The sequence below is a fragment of the Paenibacillus sp. EKM212P genome (assembly GCF_011066115.1).
Lineage (GTDB): Bacteria > Bacillota > Bacilli > Paenibacillales > Paenibacillaceae > Paenibacillus > Paenibacillus polymyxa_B.
The window spans coordinates 18,105-36,899 of record NZ_JAAMNR010000012.1 but is presented as its reverse complement, the minus strand read 5'-3'; the positions used below and the strand labels follow the sequence as shown (position 1 = coordinate 36,899).

The 18,795-nt window shown below is 46.3% G+C and carries 20 protein-coding genes, 1 pseudogene and 1 riboswitch; of the genes and pseudogenes, 11 read left to right on the top strand and 10 right to left on the bottom strand.

From position 1 onward, the window contains the following. Positions 1 to 89 precede the first annotated feature (89 nt). Both G9G54_RS23410 and G9G54_RS23405 read left to right on the top strand, forming a co-directional pair. Complete coding sequence (locus G9G54_RS23410; RefSeq protein WP_025718465.1) at positions 90 to 404, top strand: MazG nucleotide pyrophosphohydrolase domain-containing protein; 315 nt, start codon at positions 90 to 92, stop codon at positions 402 to 404. Between the two features lie 13 nt (positions 405 to 417). Then, a complete protein-coding gene (locus tag G9G54_RS23405) occupies positions 418 to 999 on the top strand; it encodes an LOG family protein (protein ID WP_165179790.1) in 582 nt (193 codons plus the stop codon). Positions 1,000 to 1,213: 214 nt separating this feature from the next. Here G9G54_RS23405 and G9G54_RS23400 read toward each other — a convergent pair whose 3' ends face one another. Together G9G54_RS23400 and speE are read right to left on the bottom strand one after the other, a co-directional pair. Continuing rightward, complete coding sequence (locus G9G54_RS23400) at positions 1,214 to 2,506, bottom strand: MFS transporter (protein ID WP_165179789.1); 1,293 nt, start codon at positions 2,504 to 2,506, stop codon at positions 1,214 to 1,216. Between the two features lie 272 nt (positions 2,507 to 2,778). Further along, complete coding sequence (gene speE, locus G9G54_RS23395) at positions 2,779 to 3,606, bottom strand: polyamine aminopropyltransferase (protein ID WP_165179805.1); 828 nt, start codon at positions 3,604 to 3,606, stop codon at positions 2,779 to 2,781. A gap of 282 nt (positions 3,607 to 3,888) precedes the next feature. Here speE and G9G54_RS23390 point away from each other — a divergent pair, with 282 nt between their 5' ends. Further along, positions 3,889 to 5,946 (top strand): transglycosylase domain-containing protein, encoded by a 2,058-nt coding sequence (locus G9G54_RS23390; RefSeq protein WP_165179804.1) that lies wholly within the window; start codon positions 3,889 to 3,891, stop codon positions 5,944 to 5,946. 146 nt (positions 5,947 to 6,092) lie between these two features. Here G9G54_RS23390 and G9G54_RS23385 read toward each other — a convergent pair whose 3' ends face one another. Continuing rightward, positions 6,093 to 6,557 carry a transporter gene (locus tag G9G54_RS23385; RefSeq protein ID WP_165179788.1) on the bottom strand — a complete coding sequence of 155 codons (465 nt, stop codon included), beginning with the start codon at positions 6,555 to 6,557 and terminating at the stop codon, positions 6,093 to 6,095. Between the two features lie 135 nt (positions 6,558 to 6,692). Then, a complete protein-coding gene (locus tag G9G54_RS23380; protein WP_165179803.1) occupies positions 6,693 to 7,742 on the bottom strand; it encodes a hypothetical protein in 1,050 nt (349 codons plus the stop codon). A 119-nt stretch (positions 7,743 to 7,861) separates the two neighbouring features. Here G9G54_RS23380 and G9G54_RS23375 point away from each other — a divergent pair, with 119 nt between their 5' ends. Further along, on the top strand, positions 7,862 to 8,254 hold the full coding sequence (locus G9G54_RS23375; protein WP_165179787.1) for a VOC family protein: 393 nt from the start codon (positions 7,862 to 7,864) through the stop codon (positions 8,252 to 8,254). A gap of 118 nt (positions 8,255 to 8,372) precedes the next feature. Further along, complete coding sequence (locus tag G9G54_RS23370; RefSeq protein ID WP_165179786.1) at positions 8,373 to 9,185, top strand: pentapeptide repeat-containing protein; 813 nt, start codon at positions 8,373 to 8,375, stop codon at positions 9,183 to 9,185. 314 nt (positions 9,186 to 9,499) lie between these two features. Here the strand turns inward: G9G54_RS23370 and G9G54_RS23365 are convergent, their stop codons facing one another. Both G9G54_RS23365 and G9G54_RS23360 read right to left on the bottom strand, forming a co-directional pair. Next, the gene (locus tag G9G54_RS23365; RefSeq protein WP_165179802.1) at positions 9,500 to 9,853 is read right to left on the bottom strand and encodes a YunG family protein; all 354 of its coding nucleotides are present in this window, start codon (positions 9,851 to 9,853) and stop codon (positions 9,500 to 9,502) included. A 55-nt stretch (positions 9,854 to 9,908) separates the two neighbouring features. Beyond that, a pseudogene (locus G9G54_RS23360) lies at positions 9,909 to 10,449 on the bottom strand (histidine phosphatase family protein). A gap of 141 nt (positions 10,450 to 10,590) precedes the next feature. Between G9G54_RS23360 and G9G54_RS23355 the strand changes: the two are divergent. Then, positions 10,591 to 11,340, top strand: coding sequence for an MBL fold metallo-hydrolase (locus G9G54_RS23355; RefSeq protein ID WP_165179785.1), 750 nt, complete (start codon positions 10,591 to 10,593; stop codon positions 11,338 to 11,340). Positions 11,341 to 11,439: 99 nt separating this feature from the next. Here the strand turns inward: G9G54_RS23355 and G9G54_RS23350 are convergent, their stop codons facing one another. Beyond that, positions 11,440 to 11,946, bottom strand: coding sequence for a PTS sugar transporter subunit IIA (locus G9G54_RS23350; protein WP_165179784.1), 507 nt, complete (start codon positions 11,944 to 11,946; stop codon positions 11,440 to 11,442). A gap of 216 nt (positions 11,947 to 12,162) precedes the next feature. Between G9G54_RS23350 and G9G54_RS25880 the strand changes: the two genes are divergently transcribed. Then, a complete protein-coding gene (locus G9G54_RS25880; RefSeq protein ID WP_373441577.1) occupies positions 12,163 to 12,252 on the top strand; it encodes a putative holin-like toxin in 90 nt (29 codons plus the stop codon). A 409-nt stretch (positions 12,253 to 12,661) separates the two neighbouring features. On the opposite strand, the gene G9G54_RS23340 is transcribed toward G9G54_RS25880, so the two are convergent. Further along, on the bottom strand, positions 12,662 to 13,168 hold the full coding sequence (locus G9G54_RS23340) for a YwhD family protein (protein ID WP_010346553.1): 507 nt from the start codon (positions 13,166 to 13,168) through the stop codon (positions 12,662 to 12,664). 124 nt (positions 13,169 to 13,292) lie between these two features. On the opposite strand from G9G54_RS23340, the gene G9G54_RS23335 reads away from it, so the two are divergent. From G9G54_RS23335 to G9G54_RS23320, 4 genes are all read left to right on the top strand, one after another. Next, entirely contained in the window at positions 13,293 to 15,305 is a 2,013-nt protein-coding gene (locus G9G54_RS23335; RefSeq protein WP_165179783.1) for a M1 family metallopeptidase, read from the top strand. 11 nt (positions 15,306 to 15,316) lie between these two features. Next, positions 15,317 to 16,144 carry a hypothetical protein gene (locus G9G54_RS23330; protein ID WP_165179782.1) on the top strand — a complete coding sequence of 276 codons (828 nt, stop codon included), beginning with the start codon at positions 15,317 to 15,319 and terminating at the stop codon, positions 16,142 to 16,144. A gap of 276 nt (positions 16,145 to 16,420) precedes the next feature. Continuing rightward, a riboswitch (cyclic di-AMP (ydaO/yuaA leader) is annotated at positions 16,421 to 16,558 on the top strand. Between the two features lie 5 nt (positions 16,559 to 16,563). Then, positions 16,564 to 17,064 carry a C40 family peptidase gene (locus G9G54_RS23325; RefSeq protein ID WP_061831815.1) on the top strand — a complete coding sequence of 167 codons (501 nt, stop codon included), beginning with the start codon at positions 16,564 to 16,566 and terminating at the stop codon, positions 17,062 to 17,064. Positions 17,065 to 17,369: 305 nt separating this feature from the next. Continuing rightward, on the top strand, positions 17,370 to 17,876 hold the full coding sequence (locus G9G54_RS23320; RefSeq protein WP_165179781.1) for a GNAT family N-acetyltransferase: 507 nt from the start codon (positions 17,370 to 17,372) through the stop codon (positions 17,874 to 17,876). Between the two features lie 78 nt (positions 17,877 to 17,954). Here the strand turns inward: G9G54_RS23320 and G9G54_RS23315 are convergent, their stop codons facing one another. Further along, entirely contained in the window at positions 17,955 to 18,254 is a 300-nt protein-coding gene (locus G9G54_RS23315; RefSeq protein ID WP_007428083.1) for a 4a-hydroxytetrahydrobiopterin dehydratase, read from the bottom strand. Positions 18,255 to 18,371: 117 nt separating this feature from the next. Next, on the bottom strand, positions 18,372 to 18,665 hold the full coding sequence (locus tag G9G54_RS23310; protein WP_165179780.1) for a hypothetical protein: 294 nt from the start codon (positions 18,663 to 18,665) through the stop codon (positions 18,372 to 18,374). Positions 18,666 to 18,795: the final 130 nt, after the last annotated feature.

Below are 18,795 nucleotides of genomic sequence, written 5' to 3'. Positions count from 1 at the left end.
AAACACGAACAAACGTTTCTGTTCCATCTAAACCTTATGGTTTGTGTATAGCCAACACCTATGCATGGGTTTCACTTGGGAGGCTGAATATGGATATTAATGAATTTCAAAAGTGGGTCAAGCAATATTATCAGGAGAGAAACTGGTCGGATTTGGATATCTTCGTCCGAATTGGTTTCTTGGCAGAGGAAACCGGGGAGGTTGCGAGAGCTATTCGCGCCCTGGAGATCGGCAGAGACCGGCCTGATGAGATCGATGGTTCATTCGAGGAGAACAAGGACCATTTAACTGAAGAACTTGGAGACGTACTGGGTAATCTCATCGTGATCGCCAACAAGTATGACATCACCTTGGAGGATATATTTCGAACACACCAGCAAAAACTTGCAAAAAGATATACATAAAGGAGAATCTCATATGAAAAGCATTGCTGTTTTTTGCGGTTCCAGTAATGGAGCGTCTGAGATTTATCGAGAGCATGCTGTTGCTCTGGGCAAGGCACTTGCCGAAGAGGAAATAAGCCTGGTTTATGGAGGAGCAAGTGTTGGTTTAATGGGTGCAGTGGCTGACGCGGCACTTCATGCAGGAGGTCGCGTCATCGGTGTGCTCCCTCACTTTTTGCAAAGCCGTGAAATTGCACATAATGGCCTGAGCGAATTAATCATTGTTGATTCCATGCACGAACGAAAATCTAAAATGGCAGAGATTGCGGACGGATTCATTGTTTTACCAGGTGGCCCAGGTACAATGGAAGAATACTTTGAAATCTTCACATGGGCGCAATTAGGCTTGCATGAAAAGCCATGCGGTCTTTTAAACATTAACCATTATTACGATCCTCTTATATCCTTGTTTGATCGTATGGCTGAGGAACAATTTATGCAGGAAAAATATCGTGCGATGGTAATTACGGATACCACTCCGCAAGGAATCCTACGGCAATTTACAAATTACACTCCTCCTGCCGTCAAAACATATCTCACGAGCAAACGGACCTGACATTAGGAATGGCACATACTGTTCAACAGACATACCAATTAATTTAATAGTTATAAAAGGAACACCACCGTCAACGTTATTCCAGTGGTGTTCCTGTAAAATTGAGGAGAATTGCAGGCTTTTATTCTCCCCAATCGTCACGTTCACTTTTACACCTGCATTTAATTATGTAGTCATCCAATGAATGATGTCACGCCTAACGAGAACCCCAATTTTAAATCCCAGCGCCCGTAGCGGTTGGATGGTCCATTTGCTCACTTTCCTGAAAATCACGTCGATACAACCAGCCGATCAAGACAGCAATGGTCGTCATAACCGCAGCCAACAAATACACCTGCACCATACCGAAACGGTCTGCATACCAGCCCATGAATAACAAGGACAGGCCGAAAGCGAGATTGGTCAGCACATCAATTCCCGCCATGACTTTGGGCAGCTGGGCTGCCGGTGCACTGGTTTGCAGCAAGGTGCGGCGAATAATCCCCGCCATTTGAACAGGTAAGCCTGATATAGCAAAAAGAATAAGCGCAGCAACGGGAATTGTATTCAGCGCAAATACAATTGTAATCAGTACATACACCAGCAACGCTCCGAGCATGTATAAAAAGCTGTTCTTTTGCAATCGCTTGACCAAGCCAACGACGATCAATCCACCCAAAATCGTGCCCGAGAAAAAGGACGCATTCATAAAGCCCCACCAGCTCGCATCCCGATGCAGCACTTGGCTGACGTAGGCCAAAATAAATACCCCAAGCCAGGAGACTCCCCCGATACTATCCACGCTATCGACGATCATCAGAGAACGAATACGACGGTTGTGCCAAATGATTTTCCAGCCTTCCCCAAGCTCTTTCCAATGAGAGCCTTTTTCCTTTCCCTTTGCAGGTTCTACTAGATTTGTCGAGGAATCCGAAGCTTCAAGGCTTAATTCCTTCTGATCCAGCGGATCACGAATGAAAGACGTGACAGTTACAGCCACGAGATAGCAACAGGATGCAATCACAAGCGTATTCAGGGAACCCAGCCAAGCCACAATAATTCCGCTCAACGCCCAGCCTGCACACCTGACCACCTGATCACTGACCGCTACCATGCCGTTGGCACGCATTAGTCCTTCCCCCGTAGCCAAACGGGGTACAAGCGCATTACGCGCAGGATTTGTCCAGCCATCTAGAAAAGACATACCGAACACCATCACAAAAATAAACAGAAACGACCTTTGCTCAGGTACGATCCACAAATAAAGCAGCAGAAGCGTAAAGATGACAAACTGTCCAAACTGGGAAAATAGCAACACTCGTGTCAGCCGAAATCGACCGAGGACTATTGGTGCAACGAGCCCACTAAGCACTTGAGCAGACAATCGGAACAACGGAATTAAAATAGTCGTCATTAAGGAATTACTTGAACTGAACACCAATACCACTACACTCAACATGTAGATGATATCTGCTACATTGGAGATCGTCTGAGACCCCCACAGGTAATAAAAAGAGCGTCTGATCAAAAAAGTTTCCCCCTCTTTGGTACATCGCCGATTTATGTATTTCCATAACCAAACCGTCCCTGTTGACATTACAAATCTGTTAAATGTCTGGTTTTTTGTATATTCTACACACACCCTTAAATTTCCTTCTTTTATCTTAAAAGGAAATTCAGTGTCCAGTATGCTTTCATGGCCATTTTTAAATCTTATTCAACACAAAAAAGCGCCTATAGCGCTCCTTTCCACCCAAAAACAGGCAATAAAGACCACTAAGACGCTTTTTCTTAAAATGTTTACTTCGTTAAATCCTCTACAAACTTAGGTAGTACAAACGCCGCTTTGTGCAAACGCGGACTATAATATCGGGTGTCTATCTCTGGAATTCGGGTTTCGTCTACTTCGAGCGGATCATACTTCTTACTCCCCAACGTGAATGTCCAAAGACCACTCGGATAGGTCGGAATGTTCGCACCATAAACACGCACAATCGGGAAAATTTCCTTCACATCTTTGTTGACCTTCTGAATCAGGTCTGCCTTGAACCACGGGTTATCCGTTTGCGCAACGAAAATGCCGTCTTCCTTCAACGCCTCAAAAATACCTTGGTAAAACCCGCGCTCGAACAGAGGGGCTGCCGGACCTACCGGCTCCGTCGAATCGACCATAATGACGTCGTATTCATTTTTGTGTTCAATAATGTGCATATATCCGTCATTGACTAGCACTTCTACATTAGGCTCGTCCAGCTTCCCTGCGATTTCAGGCAAATATTTTTTGGAATATTCAATCACCTTACCGTCGATCTCAACCAATACCGCCTTTTCTACTTCAGGGTGCTTGATGACCTCACGAATAACGCCGCCATCGCCACCGCCCACAACCAAAACTTTTTTCGGATTCGGATGTGTATTCAAGGCCGGATGTGCTACCATTTCGTGATACACAAATTCATCTTTAACCGTTGTCATCACCATGCCATCCAGAACAAGCATATTGCCGAATTCCTCTGTCTCGATCATAGCCAGATCCTGAAAATCCGTTTTCTCAGAGACATAGGTTTGTTTGATTTTTGCTGTAATGCCGAAAGAGGGAGTCTGCTTCTCCGTAAACCACAAGTCCATCATTCCAACCTTCTTTCTGATCAAAGTATGTGTCCGGCAATCCGGTAGCATAAACGTTGACTTTCCTTATATCAGCAACACGCAAACGCCGAGTTTGCTATATTTATTGTACCAAACACATTGGAATTTCACACTTTTTGCATTATAAGTGATACCTGAATGGACTGCAAAAGCAATTTGAAGATTTAATCTTGTTTAAAGTAGATACGTATGTGCATCTGATGAATAGACGCTTTCGGATTGACTATACTGAGAACATCAACTATGGAAGGAGGTGGCATGATGACCGATACGACCGGGCGATCCCCCAAGCGTAAACCGCTTTGGCTTCGATGCTTTCAAGGAATGATGTCTATCACTATTCTGACGGTCATCGCCGCCTGCATCCTGCTCGCCTATTTGTACACGACCAGCCTTCCGCTCGCCGATACGGATCGGAATTCACGTCTGCTTGATAGTCAGGGGCAAGTCATCGCCACTTTCTCTGCTGGAGGCAAGGAATCCATTCCGGTCCAGCTTGATCACATTTCACCCAATTTGATTGCAGCTACCCTGGCTGTGGAAGATCGGAAGTTTTACGATCATTTTGGTTTTGATTTCAAAGGTCTGGGCCGGGCGGTAATCGTTAATCTGACCCGCTGGGATATGTCGCAAGGGGCCAGCACGCTGACTCAGCAGCTTGCACGCAATCTGTACTTATCTCATGAGAAAACGTGGACGCGCAAAGCTAAGGAGGCCATTTATACCGCACAGCTTGAAATGAAGTACAACAAAAATGAGCTGCTGCAAATGTATTTGAACGAAATTTACTATGGTCACGGCGCCTATGGCATTGAAGCAGCTTCGCAAATGTATTTCGGTAAATCCGCAAAAGATCTGGATTTGGCCGAAAGCGCCCTGTTAGCAGGTATTCCGAAAGGACCGACCTACTATTCACCGTATAATCATATGAAAAATGCAAAGGATCGGCAGAAAATTGTACTGGACTCGATGGCGCTCACTGGCAAGATTACTCCGGCTGAAGCCACCAAGGCCTATGAGGAAATGCTGGCCCTGCGGCCCGAGAGCCAGCGCCGGACAGTGGAAGCCGCTCCCTGGTTCCGCGATTACGTTCGCCAGCTGGCTACTCATCAACTTGGGATTAGCGAAGGGGTGCTTGAGCATGGCGGCCTGAGCATTTATACCACGCTGGACATGCACATGCAGCAGGCAGCCGAGGCGGCTGTAAACGAAGGCATGAAGAACAGCAACGGACTGGAAACCGCGTTAATCTCCATGGACCCGCGCAACGGACATGTCAAGGCCATGGTCGGCGGAACGAACTATGTCGGAAATCAATATAATCATGCGCTGGCCACAACCCGGCAGCCGGGCTCAGCCTTCAAGCCGATTATGTATCTGAGCGCGCTGGATTCCGGCGAATTGACGAGTACGTCCAAGTTCGAAAGCCGACCGACGTTGTTCCACTACGATAACAACCGCAAGACCTATAAGCCCAAAAATTTTGGAGACAAATACTTGGGCGAAATAGATCTTCGGCGCGCAATTGCGGCGTCCGATAATATTTATGCCGTTAGCACCATTTTGAAGGTGGGAACGGACAAGGTCATGGATCTCGCCAGCAAAATGGGCATTACAAGCGAGCTCAAGCCCGTACCCTCGCTGGCGCTGGGCGTGTCGCCCGTCAGCCCGTTCGAGATGGCCTCCGCCTTCTCGGTCATCGGCAGCGGCGGGCAAAAGGTGGCTCCGGTGGCAGTGCTGCGCATCACCGATGCGGCCGGGCGGTCGCTGTACGAAGCGCCCCAAGCCGCGCCCGTGCAGGTGGTGAAGCCCGCCTCCGCCTATGTCCTTACACGCCTCATGGAAGGCGTGTTCGAAGAAGGCGGCACCGGCAACCGGGTCGCGAAGCTGATCAAGCGCCCGGTTGCCGGCAAGAGCGGCACGACCAACACCGATGCGTGGATGGTCGGCTTTACCCCCGAACTATCCACCGCTGTCTGGGTTGGCTATGACAAGGGCAAGGACATCAGCACACAGGATGCCCGACGGGCGGCTCCGATTTTTGCGCAATATACGGAGAAAGCGCTGGAGAATGTGCCGCCCAAAATCTTTCCTATCCCCGACGGCGTAGTCAGCGCTTATATTGATCCGGCCAGCGGCAAACTGGCTGCACCGGACAGCCCGGATAAGCGGCTGGAGGTATTTGTAAGCGGCACGGAGCCGAAGGAGACGCTGTCGGGGCAAGATAACCCACCGGCATCCACACCAACTGACCAAGCGGAGCGACAAGCCGAAAAGAAATCATGGTGGGGCAATTTTAAACGTTGGTGGATGGATTAATAGAAAAAAAAGACTGGGGGAACGCGATGAGCGCTCTCTCAGTCTTTTAATTTTCGCTTCACTTACCTCATGTGCCCATTTACCTCTCTTGACAGTGCCATCAGCCATCATTCCGTTAAACCCCGCTCTTCCCTAAAGCTGCGCTATTACCAATAACAGCTAAACGACTCAATACGGTTAGTGTCTACACCATAATAAAACCAAAAACGTCCACTCCACCGAAAACCCGCTACGGATGTCCTGCCTACAAAGATAGGGTACATCCAGAAACGCTCTCCGTTCGTCAGCCATACAAACGTGTTGCGGAACAAACAACCGAAGATGGCTCCAGGGTCAACCGCATACGCCGAAACCAGCGGCTTCGGTGGCGTAAATTGCGGTGGTGGGGAAGTTGGTGCTTGAGTTTGCTGCCCACCTTGCGGACCGAATGGCCCCTGCGGCGGCGGTGAGAACGGCTGTGGCGAAAATGGTCCTGGGCCTGGTGGCGGACCTATCGGAGATGGGAAGGAATCCTGCATATCAGGAAACTGTGGAATCGAAGGACCTGACGGCGTGAAAGGACCCGGAGTACCCGGTTGCGTTCCGAAAGGAACTTGTGGCAGTAAAGACATGTGTTTCACTCCTTGTGTTCTAGGCTGATGTATCCTATGCGGGACATCAGCCCGCGGACTGGGCGAATCCCCATATCGCCGCCAAACTCCGCCATTTCGTCCTTTTACATCAAAAACTCTTATATCCCGACCCGATTAACTCCCTGTCCGAACATGCTCCAGCTCAATTTCATGCACCATTTTAATCTCAATTTTTTTCCTTAGCTCATCATACTGATCCAACAGTCGGTGCTCAACCCCCAACTGTTCGTTCATCCAGCCTACAATAGAGTCATCGTGATGCTCGTTAGACCAGCTAAACAAATCGCTATATAGCTGACCAAATGATTCCTCATTGCTGCCAGCGAACCGGATCGGTCGGGCTGTATAGCTTAGCTTGAGTTCCAACATCTCACATAGCACGTCCAAACGGTATTCCAGTGCCTGTACATCTTCTTTGGATGCATCGTTGCTTTTTATATCCTGAACAAGCTCCCTAAAGGTTAGCCCTACGTGCTGCATAGCAAAATAAGACCACACACAACTGCCTGTAGCCGTTCCATGAGCCTCCCAAAACGGATTCCACAGGATAGATCGAATCGTATCCTTCTGCCCTTCTCCAAACAATGCGATTCCAGCAATAATTCCTGCATTACAGTCTACGGAAGCATGTTGCTCTCCCCAATGTACCAACCGCGGAATCATATCTTCAGTCGTGCATTTGAAGCTTAACAGAGGTAAGAATTCATTAAACAAATTCTGATCCAGCGCTTTTTCCAATTCAGCCGCCAGTTTCTCACGATACGGTTCGCATGGAAGATGTACCAGTCCCAAACAGGCATCCACAGACACAGCTCCATACGGTCCGTTCACCAAAGCGACGAGATCAGCAGCAGCCTCCACATAACCCAAATAACCTAGCGCATACAGCACACCGTCAGGTATATGTTCTGGGGATGCCTGATTTCGGACGTAACGCTCGTACATATCCTGCGCCAAAGTAACATCCCCGCATCTCATGATCGGCTGGAGGAGCAATCCCCGGATATAATGATGGGGATCTTCTACAAAAAGCCTATATAACTCCCACGCATCCTCCACTGTCCCATATTGGGCAACCACATCCGTATAGGCAGAAATGATGCTGGCATCCAGCTTCTTAGCTGAGCCGAACATATCCATAAGTCTTGCTGTCGCGTCCATTATCCTGTCTTTCTCCTTTCACATGTGTACGTCTTCATGAAGCACTTCTCTAATGCTGAATATTTCTATTAAAAAAGAGGAAAGATGTTATCATCTACGATACAATCTAGGGAGTTGATCTCATGCATGATTCCAGTCCAAAAATCACAACATTTTTCATGTTCTCCGGTCAAGCAGAAGAAGCCATGCAATATTATACCTCTGTATTTAAGCCGTCTGGTATCATGAGCATTTTTCATCAGGAAGATGGGACCGTGTTACATGCCGTATTCAACCTCAAAGGGCAAACCTTTATGGCTATAGACTATAACCATCAGGACAAACACCCTTTTACCCCAGCTCTATCGCTATTCGTCACTTGTGAATCGGAAGAAGAAATTCATCGTGTGTTTGGTCAGCTATCTCAGGAAGGCCGAGTTCTAATGCCCCTTGAAGCCTCGCCCGTAAGCCAACAATTTGGCTGGGTTGAAGACAAATACGGTGTTTCATGGCAATTGAATTTGGCAAAAGACTAAATTTCTTCTCTAAACGATCCAGCAGACTCTAGAAGTCTATAGAAAAACAATAGACCATGTTTCATCTTTTTTTGGTAATATTATGTTTAATAGGTGCCAGTAAAAGGATGTGTGTTTATTGTATAGTGCAAATTGTGAACAATGTTTTGGTTTATGCTGTGTAGCCTTGCCTTATGCAAAATCAGCTGATTTTGCTTTTAATAAGGATGGAGGAACTCCTTGTCAAAACCTAAATGCGGATTATCGTTGTGATATTCATAAGAATCTAAGAAACAACGGCTTGCGAGGCTGTACGGTATATGATTGCTTTGGAGCAGGTCAAAAAGTTTCCCAAGTTACATACAAGGGAAAAAGCTGGCGAGACGATCCGGCAATAGCTGAGGAAATGTTCAATATATTTCCCATCATGCAACAGCTTCATGAAATGCTTTATTACCTCAATGAAGCCCTTAACTTAAAAGAAACTCATCCCATCTATACAGACTTACAAAAAGCTATGGCGAAAACCGAGCAGCTTACGGATCAAGATCCAAAATCCCTCATAAATCTTCATGTACCAACCCATAGGGCGTTAGTCAATGATTTACTTTTACGAACAAGTGAGTTAGTACGAGAAAAAGTTAAGAAAAACGTGGAGCACAATAAATATAGTAAAAAAATCAGGAGTAGAGACCTTATCGGGGCCAATTTGAGAGGCGCTAATCTTAGAGGTACCAACCTGAGAGGAATTTTACTTATTGCTGCTGATCTGCGAGAGGCTGATCTGAGAATGACAGACTTGATCGGTACGGATTTTAGAGATGCTGATTTAAGTGGGGCTAATCTGGAAGGAAGTATCTTTCTTACACAGGCGCAATTAAATTCGGCTAAGGGCAATTGTAAAACCAAACTGCCCCCTTCTCTAAGCATTCCCGGTCATTGGCTGCATTAGTTTTTTTCTAAAGAAACATTGCTTACCTACATGAAAAAGAAATAGACCGCCCCGATCCAAGGTAACGGTCTATTGTTGGACCCTACTGCCGACTGCTCTTTAAGCAGTGGCTGTATACTGGAGTCGTGTTAGCGCACGACTCCTTTACTATTCTTACCTCAGTATAGCTCATTTTATAACGTAAATACGTCTTTTATCTTCAAAAATTTTACTGATTACTCAGCTCTTTAATGTATATTTGGCAACAAAAAGTACCTTCCATTGGATCAGGTTCAAAAATCACGTCTTTATGACGCATCCAGATTTAAATCCCCTTATTCTCCTTCGTTAAAAAATTCCTTTAATCTCCGACTTAAAGCTGTATACTGCTCTGCATTGGTGTCCGAAAAAGCCTCCTCCCGGTTGGAGTATACATCCTGATACTGAGGAAGGCTTGAAAATTGCGACCTCGTAAAATCCATAATATCCTCACCAATGCGGTTGTAATAGTGCCAGCCACTATCCAGCCATGTCCTCAAAATATCTCCGCCAAGCCTGTCCTGAACGACAAGCGCTGTGACACCACATTGTCCAGCCGCAGGATTATTTGCTGTCCATTTAGAGCTAGACTCCAAAGACCAAGCTCGAAACAACGCCTTTTCTAATTCTAAAAAACGGTTTGCATTCAACATGCGCCTCCCCTTTCGATTCCATTCTGCACTTAATGAACGTGCTTTATTTATTTCAATCCGTATTCCACACTCTGTGAATCTTGGCTTCTGCTTCTTTCAGTTCTAGCAAATACACGTCGGGATTCGAAAGCTTTTTCCAGTCCTCAAACCCAAACTGCGGATCGTAATGTCGAATGAGAAGAGATAGTAAAGCTCCATGAGTTACAATGATAACCGTTTTTTCCGCCCGCTCTATAAGCTCCTGAACAAGCTGGATTCCTCGATCTACTGCTTCACGGGATGATTCCCCTCCCTCCAGCTTCAAGTCCTCGTCCAAATAGGTCTGTTCCAGCACGTCCAGCCAATGATCCAAATGCTCATGGCTAAGTACCCGTTCTTGAAGACGTACATCAGTATACACCTGCAACTGTTTCCGTTCAGCCAAGGGCTGAATGGTTCGCACGGCCCGTTTCCACGGGCTGGACATATTCCACACCTACATTCTCCATAAAATCAACTAACTGCTCAGCTTGTCGGGTACCCTCATCGGTAAGTCGGGCATCTGGTTCCTGTCCTGTTGCTTGGGCATGTCTGACAAAATAAATTTTCTTCACGTCATCACTCCTAACTGTCACACAAATTTAAAATTCTACATATTTACAAATAATTATTTTTATGATATAATATGGGTTTACATATTTAGATTTCATGATACGATTCCTTTGTATTACATCAACTCTTATGGGAGGGATTCGATGCAATTAGACAAGGGAATACACATGCTCCAGGTTTCTGCTAACATTATGGGAAGTATAGAGAGTATTCACCCCACTTTAATGTGGGACGAAGATAACATGATTTTAGTCGATACGGCTTACCCCGGGCAACTCTCACTTTTGCATGAGGCTATTCTAGGCACCGGATTAGCAATCCATAAACTTACCTTCATATTAATAACACACCAGGATCTTGATCATATCGGCAGTTTAGCAGATATAATCCGGGCTTCTTCATCCCCAGTTCAAGTATTAGCCAGTTCTATCGAAAAGCCTTATATACAGGGAGAACAACAGCTTATAAAGCTGACTCCAGAAGCAATAGATCAAGCTGTAAGCGCCATGCCCGAATCCGTTCCGGTAGAGTGGAGACACGCATTCCGGCGTACACTTGAAAATCCCCCAAAGGCTATTGTAAACTCCACCATCGTTGCCGGAGAGGAATTACCCTTCTGTGGGGGGATCGTAGTTATAGATACTGCTGGACATACACCAGGACACCTAAGTTTCTATCATAAATCCAGTCAAACCCTGATTGCAGGAGATGCTCTACGCGTAGTAAGCGGCAAATTATTGGCTCCAGACCCGCAATACTGCTGGGATTTCAATATGGCCAAAGAATCTCTTAAAAACCTGCTGCCATATGATATTAAAAAAGTGATTTGCTTTCATGGAGGGCTGTACGAAGGCAATTGTAATCAGCGGATATCTGAAATATGTGAATCCTAGCTTTTGATCACATGGTCATACCCGATCCTTGACCAGTCAGTGAATCATCTAAAGAAAAGACTAACCAGGAATTCCTGGTTAGTCTTTTCTGAATGAGAACTAAGCTTTTAAGTGAACTCTTAATACGGGGACTTCTGGAGAGGCAGATGTACCTTCCAAGATTTCCACATGACTGATCATCTCTTGCCCGTCTGGAACGATTACCGGAGTAATTACAGGCAAGCCACCCTGTTGAATCGCGTCTAGATCAAACTCCATCAGTAATTGCCCTGCTTTAATGTTATCTCCTGTTTGAACGTGAGGGTTAAACCCTTGTCCTTTGAGGGAAACTGTGTTAATCCCGACATGTATCAAAATCTGTACACCGGATTCATGCTCAATGATCAGAGCATGCTTACTTTTCTCCATCACGTGAACGACTTTACCCGTAAAAGGAGCAGTGACTTTACCTTCAGTCGGATGAATAGCGATGCCTTCCCCCATAGCCTTCGTAGAGAACGCAGGATCTGGAACCTCTTCAAGGGAAACCACTTTTCCTTTGATTGGTGCTACCATGTCGAATTGTTCAATACGAGGAGCCGCCTTCTTTTTCAACCATTTAAACATAACGATGCCACCTTATTTAGAGATTACATTCATAAACAGTGAATGGGACTTAGCTACACATTTTTCAAGGAACCGGTTCCACAAAATAAATAAAAAGAAAAGTGGAAGCGATTTCTATCTGAATTATAGTGAATGCCTGTTCAGGATGTCAAGGCGCTACCGTCGTAAAAGAACCCGGCTAAAAGGGCGGTCGGCTAGTCTCCCCGAAGGGAGGTGATGCCCATGGAGGTTAAAGACGCGATTTCCTTGATGATCATGTTTGGCATGTTCATTCTGGCATTGCTTACCTACGTGAAAAAGAAATAGACCGCTCTGACTAAGGAATACGGTCTATATCCGACCTTATCTTACCCGGCCGACTGCTCTTTATGCAGTTGTTGTATGCTGGAGTCGTGTTGACGCACGACTCCTTTACTATTCTTACCTCAGTATAGCTCATTTTATAACGTAAATACAGTTTTTTTCTTCAAATATTTTACTGATTTCCTCTGCTATTTACTTGTCCGGTACATATTCTATGAGGTCTTAATGCTTACAACTAAAGGTAAAACAAAGCTTAAATAGAGGTTCTAATTTGGTTGCTTCTCATAGGAAAAAGCACCTTTAGTATAACTCATTGTAAGTTCAAAACTCTTTAACACCCTTCGCAATAAAAAAAAGCAGCCCACAGATGTGGCTGCTTTTTTACAATATTATTACTGCGTTAAGGTTGGGCCTACCCTTCCAGCGCCTGCTTCAATTCCTCAGGCGAAGCGTCCCACCATTCCTCGTTATGAGAAATCAGCAGACTTTTAAGTGCTGCCTTATCCTCACTTCCGAGATCCTCCAGCATGAAACGACGCTTGAGCGCATAATCCATACGATTGACGTGATCGGCGAGGATTTTCCAGCCGCGTTTGGCTTCGTCGTCAATCAGCATCTCGCAGGCGGTGGCACCGCCGTACATACGCCCTTCGGGCGTACGATCCACGGCTACCCATACGAGCCATACTTGGCGTCCGTTCGGTACATCCTCTTTATTCGTAGAGAACTTGATACCACGTTCTACTTTACTTTTGGCATGCATGGCACCGATATCAATTTTCGCCTCTCCTCGGTCAATGATAACGGGAGACATGCTGTTCAGGTCGATTGAGCCTGCGCCGAAACCCTTATGTTTACTCTTGCCACTGACAATGTTCAGTGCAATCTGTTTTTTGCCGTCCGGCTGATTTTCACTCATGCGTCACTAGACCTCCATTTTCCGTCTTCACACTCATTCTACACTATAAATATTTTAACTAATAATCTCCTGAAAGCAAACATATACATGCTGTAGATGCTTGTCAACGGGAGGTATCCATTGTATGACCCCAGCACGCACTAAAATCGTTTTATTGTCTACACTAGCCCTCGGTCTCCTCGCAGGGACGTTATGGTTTGCCTGGCAGCCCCAACCGCAATCCGACCCGCAGTCCATAGGCCAACCACTATACGGCTCCCTGTCTGAGTCTGCGCTTGCCCCAAATATGGGCAAGCCTCTAGGGGCAAATATCCTGCCTGACCTGCCCAAGAACCCTCCACAGCCCGCTACAGAAATCCTCAGCAAACGGGTGGTAGAGTACCACATTGATGTGTCTCTGGAAAAAGGACAGGTTTTGCGAGGCACTGAGACACTGACCTGGAAGCATCCGGGCAAGAAAACCGTGAATGATCTGTATCTTCATCTATACCCGAATGCTTTCTCTTCCATGGAAACTACCTTTATGAAGGAATCCGGTGGAAAGCTGCGCGGAGATACCATGCCCAAAGACGGCTTTGGCTCCATGACGCTGACTGAACTAAAAACAGAAGACGGTTTATCTCTCATGCACCGCATCCAATATGTGCAGCCAGATGACGGTAACGCAGGCGACCGTTCGCTCGTGAAGGTGCGTCTACCCAAGCCGGTACGAGGTGGCGAAGAAATCACATTATATATGAAGTTTGAGGTAAAACTGCCCGCCATCTTCGCTCGTATGGGTGCGACAGATGATTTTGTAATGGCAGGACAGTGGTTCCCGAAGCTCAGCGTCTACGAGACTGCAGGACAACGTGGACGCGCCGAGGAGGGCTGGAACCTCCACCAGTATCATGGTAACTCCGAGTTTTATGCCGATTTTGGAATTTACAGCGTACGGATTCGGGTGCCTGAAACTCATATCGTAGCAGCGACCGGATTTCCCACCCGTGGTGCCGTCCGACAGAACGGCCAAAAAATATATCAATTTTATGCCGATGATGTACACGATTTTGCCTGGTCCGCTTCACCCAACTTTGTAACCGTAGAAGAACCCTTTTCTTCTGCTGAAGTCCCTGGTGTCAAAATCAAGCTCTACCTTGACCCGTCGCACAAGGAGCTCAAAGGGCGCTATATGAGCGCAGCGAAGGCCGCCCTTTCGTACTACAGCAAATGGTACGGGCCTTATCCATATTCCACCCTATCCATCGTGGTTCCACCCAAATCAGGCAATGGAGCCGGCGGTATGGAGTATCCGACACTCATCACGGCCGCTGCTGCGGGTAATCTGAATCCTGGCTATAGTCTGGAACGGACATTAGTTCATGAGATTGGACATCAATATTTCTACGGAATGGTAGCCAATAATGAATTTGAGGAGCCGTGGCTGGATGAAGGCTTCACCTCCTATGCAGAGGAGCGGCTTATGGAGCAAGAATATGGGCTTACCCCCAACCTGCCATTACAATCGGGACAGGTAGCCTCCCCACAGCCGCTAAACCGTGAGTCATGGAAGTACGGCTCAGCTGCTGAGTACGCGCAAAATGCCTACTCTCGAGGCAAGCTGGTCCTACGGGGCATTGAACGTCAGGTGGGTATGAAAAAAATGGATCGCATTATGCGGACCTACGTCCAGACGTACCGATTTAAGCATCCGTCCTCAATGGATTTTCAACGTATCGTGGAGAGAGTCACCGGACGCTCATGGAGCCACTATTTTGAACAGTATGTATATGACGGCCAGATGGCGGACTTTTCAGTGGATCACATCACAAACCACAAGCTGGAGAATGGATATGAAGCAGTCGTGACGGTCAGCAAAAAAGGGGCGGATTATCCCAAGATCCCTGTCCAATTTACCTTCAAGGATGGTACCACGATATTCAAGGCTTGGGACGGCGCGGGCAAAAGCACAACTTTTCGGATCAAAAGTACTTCTCCCGTTTCCTATGTAACCCTTGATCCCTTATATACCATTGCACTGGAGAACAAGCATATTAACAATAGCCTAAAAGCCGAATTGGACGAAAAGCAACAAACCCGTTGGAGTGTAAGTGTAACCAAGCTGTTGGAGACACTGCTTGGAAGTCTGTCATGGTGAGGTGTCTATAGATGCGGACTGTTATAAAAGAGGGCTGGGCGCTGGTGCGCATACGATTCTATATCGTTATCATTTTATTTCTGTATCGACTACTGTGGGGGGTGTTTATCTATCGGCTGGTGCAGTCTGCCGTTATCCCGCTATTGCTCCGTTATCCTGATCAGGGTCAAAACGAGCTGGGACAGACCTTATTTTGGATGGAGAGTCAGATTGCTCTGATGGACAGCCGGGAAGTACATGTGTATTTGTGGATACTACTAGGGGCGACTGTACTACGCATACTGATCACTCCCTTCATTAGAGCCGGAATATATCAAAGTCTGCATACCGATGCGACTGAACCGCAAAGCCTGTCCTTTTTCAAGGGTATGAAACGCCATGGCATGTCGTCGCTGTTGTATTACACCATCGAGTTGGAACTGCTGCTGCTTCCCGCCTTTTGGGTAGTACCGAGACTCTACCCTATTGTAGCAGGAGCACTTCAATCTTCCTCTTATCTGCTGCATTTATTGCCCTATGTCATTGGATGGATGGCATACGGATGGTTCATTCGGCAGTGCATCCTGTATATGCAACTGGGTACTGTCGGTGGTCACGCCATACTATCGTCCCTGCTCGCCTTCTTTCGCCAGCTCCTCCCAGCTGTCGGTATATCCCTTTTGCTCGGTGCTTGTGTGCTGCTGGTCTTCGGTCTATTTGGCACCGTGGCGATGATTTGGACTGGCATGCTGGCGCTCATTCTCCAGCAATCGTATCATTTTGTTACTAGTCTGGTCAGGCTGTGGCATATCAGTTCGCAGTACAGACTATGGCATACCGATATCTCTAGTAGAAGCTAAGCCCTGCCTTTATGTTTTTTACTTCATTTCCGTCTGTCGAAAAACCTTGATTCATACTCGAGCAAACGACACATAACTGAATACTGTTAACAAGATCTGTTCCTGGGACATTAGGAGCAGATTTTTTTTGTAACTTTTTGCAATGAAACATTTGCCAAAGCCAGCCGTCTTTGTTACAATAATCGCAGTGAACTGATAGTAACAACTTTGTAATCTTTATTGTAACCTTTATCTTAAAAATAACGTTTCTGTGAATACTGCTCTCCAAGGTGCACATCTTAAGTTAAGCCTAATTCCTGGCACCTAGGAAGCGGGGGAACCAGTTTGGGTGAATTGATCTCGCAACAGAGTGGTCATAGGGGAACCTTCTACCGAATCCTTAAGCTAACCTCGCAGGCATTGGAAGGGGTATATTTTTTTTGAAGAAGAAGCTAACGATCGCAGCTATGGGTCTTGCCATTGCCTTTACATCTTTTACATTCGGTGGCGGCAGTGCATATGCAGACTCTAAGATGGACCAGGTCATCCAAGATGCCAAAGGAACGAACTACAGAAGCGGAGGCACTACACTCGAGGGATTCGATTGCTCCGGCTTCACAATGTACGTATACAACAAACTGGGAATTAAACTTCCGCATCAATCTGGATCACAATTCAAAATGGGATCTTCTGTATCCCGCGATGAAATGAGACCTGGGGACCTGGTGTTCTTCAACACCACAGGAAGAGGCATTTCCCATGTAGGTATCTTCGTAGGTGAAGGGAAATTTGCCCACTCCTCGACTTCACGTGGTGTAGTAGTTAGCTCACTGAACGAAAATTATTACGCTAACCGCTATGTCGGTGCAAAAAGAATTATGAGCACAGACGCTTACCATTCTGTAGCTTCAGACATTCCTGATGACGATAACGTAGAATAACTAACGCACAGCAAGCTAACCCTAGCCGCAATTTGATTCTGGCCGGAATCGAATTGCGGTTTTTTATGTCCACAACATCAGCAATTATTATCTTTACTGACGAACTGAGACCTCAAAAGGTTTCAATTGTAGCGAACATCGTCGGTTTTACCGTCACCGCTGGGGGAGCATATGAGCAGTAATTCCTTCTTATTGAATGTATACCCGACTTAGGTATGAAATAAACACGCTTGCCATTCCTCTGCAACTTGTCTACAATCTGTTGTTAATGATTGAAGTACCTGTGTAAAAGGAGGATGGAACACATGCCGGCCTCAATATCCAACTATCGGATCGTACCGATGGACGAGCATCAAGCGGCTGCAATCTGTGAGTGGCACTATGATCCACCTTATAACATATACGGTTGGCTCCCCTGGGAACAAATGAAGGCGCTTGAAGTCGAATTTGGAAGTCCCACGCTTCGCCAAGAGCAATATGTTGCCGTACTGGATGAAGAGAACAAGCTAACAGGATTTGCTCAATATTTTCCTATGATCGGTGTGACCCGGCTAGGTCTTGGAATGCATCCTGACAGGTGCGGACATGGCAAAGGCTCTGATTTTGTCCGTGCCATTGCAGAGGAAGCTCAACGACGCAACCCGAAGAATGAAATTGATTTAGAGGTGCTCACTTGGAATGGGCGCGCTATCCGGGCCTACAAGGCGGCTGGATTTGAGCTTACAGATACCTATGAACGCCAGACTCCTGATGGCAAAAAACCATTTTATTGTATGGTATATCGTCCCGAGCACCCAACCCAGATTCTATGATAAAAGCGCCTTCGGCATACAACCACGATGTTGTATAGCGAAGGCGCTTTTATCATCATACGACAGATCATTACAAGCTCAATGACTGCTGCGCATTTTTTCAAAAGCTTCATTATATTGTTGGGCTTCCTTAATATCCACGGCCATAATACCGCCGTCGTCCCAAGAGGTCAAACGCAGAGTCACGGTCTTATAATCAATCGTAATAAATGGATGATGATTGAATGCTTCAGATATAGCGGCAACTTCATCCACGAATGCAATCCCTTTCATAAAACTGGAAAAATTATATTTTCGGACGATCCAACGTCCTTCCTCCAGTTCCCAGCCCTCCAGTTTCTCCAGATGTGCTTCAATCTCTTCTTGTGTAAAAGGCATGTTACGAACTCCTCCCCGTTTATACGGAAGCCTTTCGACCGCTTAAATACGGCCAAAACTACGATATATTGGTGTACATATTACCACGGCCCCGTTGATAAATCCATAAGACGGACCTCAAACCAAAGGGACTGACGTCAGCTCCTCGTCCCCAATAAGTACATAGATGCGATGCTGCTCCGGCTCATAGATCACAACGCTACTCCCTACAGTGATTGTGGGCTCTGTACCCAGTGCATAAAATAAGTCTTCTGCCAAAGCTTCATTGACTTCCTGACGTCCCGCCGGGTCCAGCCTGTCCCAATCTTCTGCTTCCATCTCAAAAAATTCATAGCTATCTGGGATGCGCCCCACAGCCTCTGTAAAATCGTTCAAAATTTGTTCATACTCACGCCCATGCTTTACTCCCATGCCATTTCCTCCAATGGTTCCGCCATTCAATACATAATCACCTTATTATACCGGAAATTCGCACTTAACAAAAAAGAGAGTTTTGTCGATAAATACTATAATCCGTCTTGTAATGACGCGCTTGGGGCAA

Excerpts from the sequence above, each read along its gene's own strand:
- G9G54_RS23330 (WP_165179782.1), top strand. The coding sequence starts at position 15,317 with ATGCGGACTGTTATAAAAGAGGGCTGGGCGCTGGTGCGCATACGATTC.
- G9G54_RS23315 (WP_007428083.1), bottom strand. The coding sequence starts at position 18,254 with ATGCCTTTTACACAAGAAGAGATTGAAGCACATCTGGAGAAACTGGAG.
- G9G54_RS23335 (WP_165179783.1), top strand. The coding sequence starts at position 13,293 with ATGACCCCAGCACGCACTAAAATCGTTTTATTGTCTACACTAGCCCTC.
- G9G54_RS23375 (WP_165179787.1), top strand. The coding sequence starts at position 7,862 with ATGCATGATTCCAGTCCAAAAATCACAACATTTTTCATGTTCTCCGGT.
- G9G54_RS25880 (WP_373441577.1), top strand. The coding sequence starts at position 12,163 with ATGCCCATGGAGGTTAAAGACGCGATTTCCTTGATGATCATGTTTGGC.
- G9G54_RS23385 (WP_165179788.1), bottom strand. The coding sequence starts at position 6,557 with ATGTCTTTACTGCCACAAGTTCCTTTCGGAACGCAACCGGGTACTCCG.
- G9G54_RS23310 (WP_165179780.1), bottom strand. The coding sequence starts at position 18,665 with ATGGGAGTAAAGCATGGGCGTGAGTATGAACAAATTTTGAACGATTTT.
- speE (WP_165179805.1), bottom strand. The coding sequence starts at position 3,606 with ATGGACTTGTGGTTTACGGAGAAGCAGACTCCCTCTTTCGGCATTACA.
- G9G54_RS23350 (WP_165179784.1), bottom strand. The coding sequence starts at position 11,946 with ATGTTTAAATGGTTGAAAAAGAAGGCGGCTCCTCGTATTGAACAATTC.
- G9G54_RS23405 (WP_165179790.1), top strand. The coding sequence starts at position 418 with ATGAAAAGCATTGCTGTTTTTTGCGGTTCCAGTAATGGAGCGTCTGAG.
- G9G54_RS23410 (WP_025718465.1), top strand. The coding sequence starts at position 90 with ATGGATATTAATGAATTTCAAAAGTGGGTCAAGCAATATTATCAGGAG.
- G9G54_RS23390 (WP_165179804.1), top strand. The coding sequence starts at position 3,889 with ATGACCGATACGACCGGGCGATCCCCCAAGCGTAAACCGCTTTGGCTT.
- G9G54_RS23340 (WP_010346553.1), bottom strand. The coding sequence starts at position 13,168 with ATGAGTGAAAATCAGCCGGACGGCAAAAAACAGATTGCACTGAACATT.
- G9G54_RS23355 (WP_165179785.1), top strand. The coding sequence starts at position 10,591 with ATGCAATTAGACAAGGGAATACACATGCTCCAGGTTTCTGCTAACATT.
- G9G54_RS23320 (WP_165179781.1), top strand. The coding sequence starts at position 17,370 with ATGCCGGCCTCAATATCCAACTATCGGATCGTACCGATGGACGAGCAT.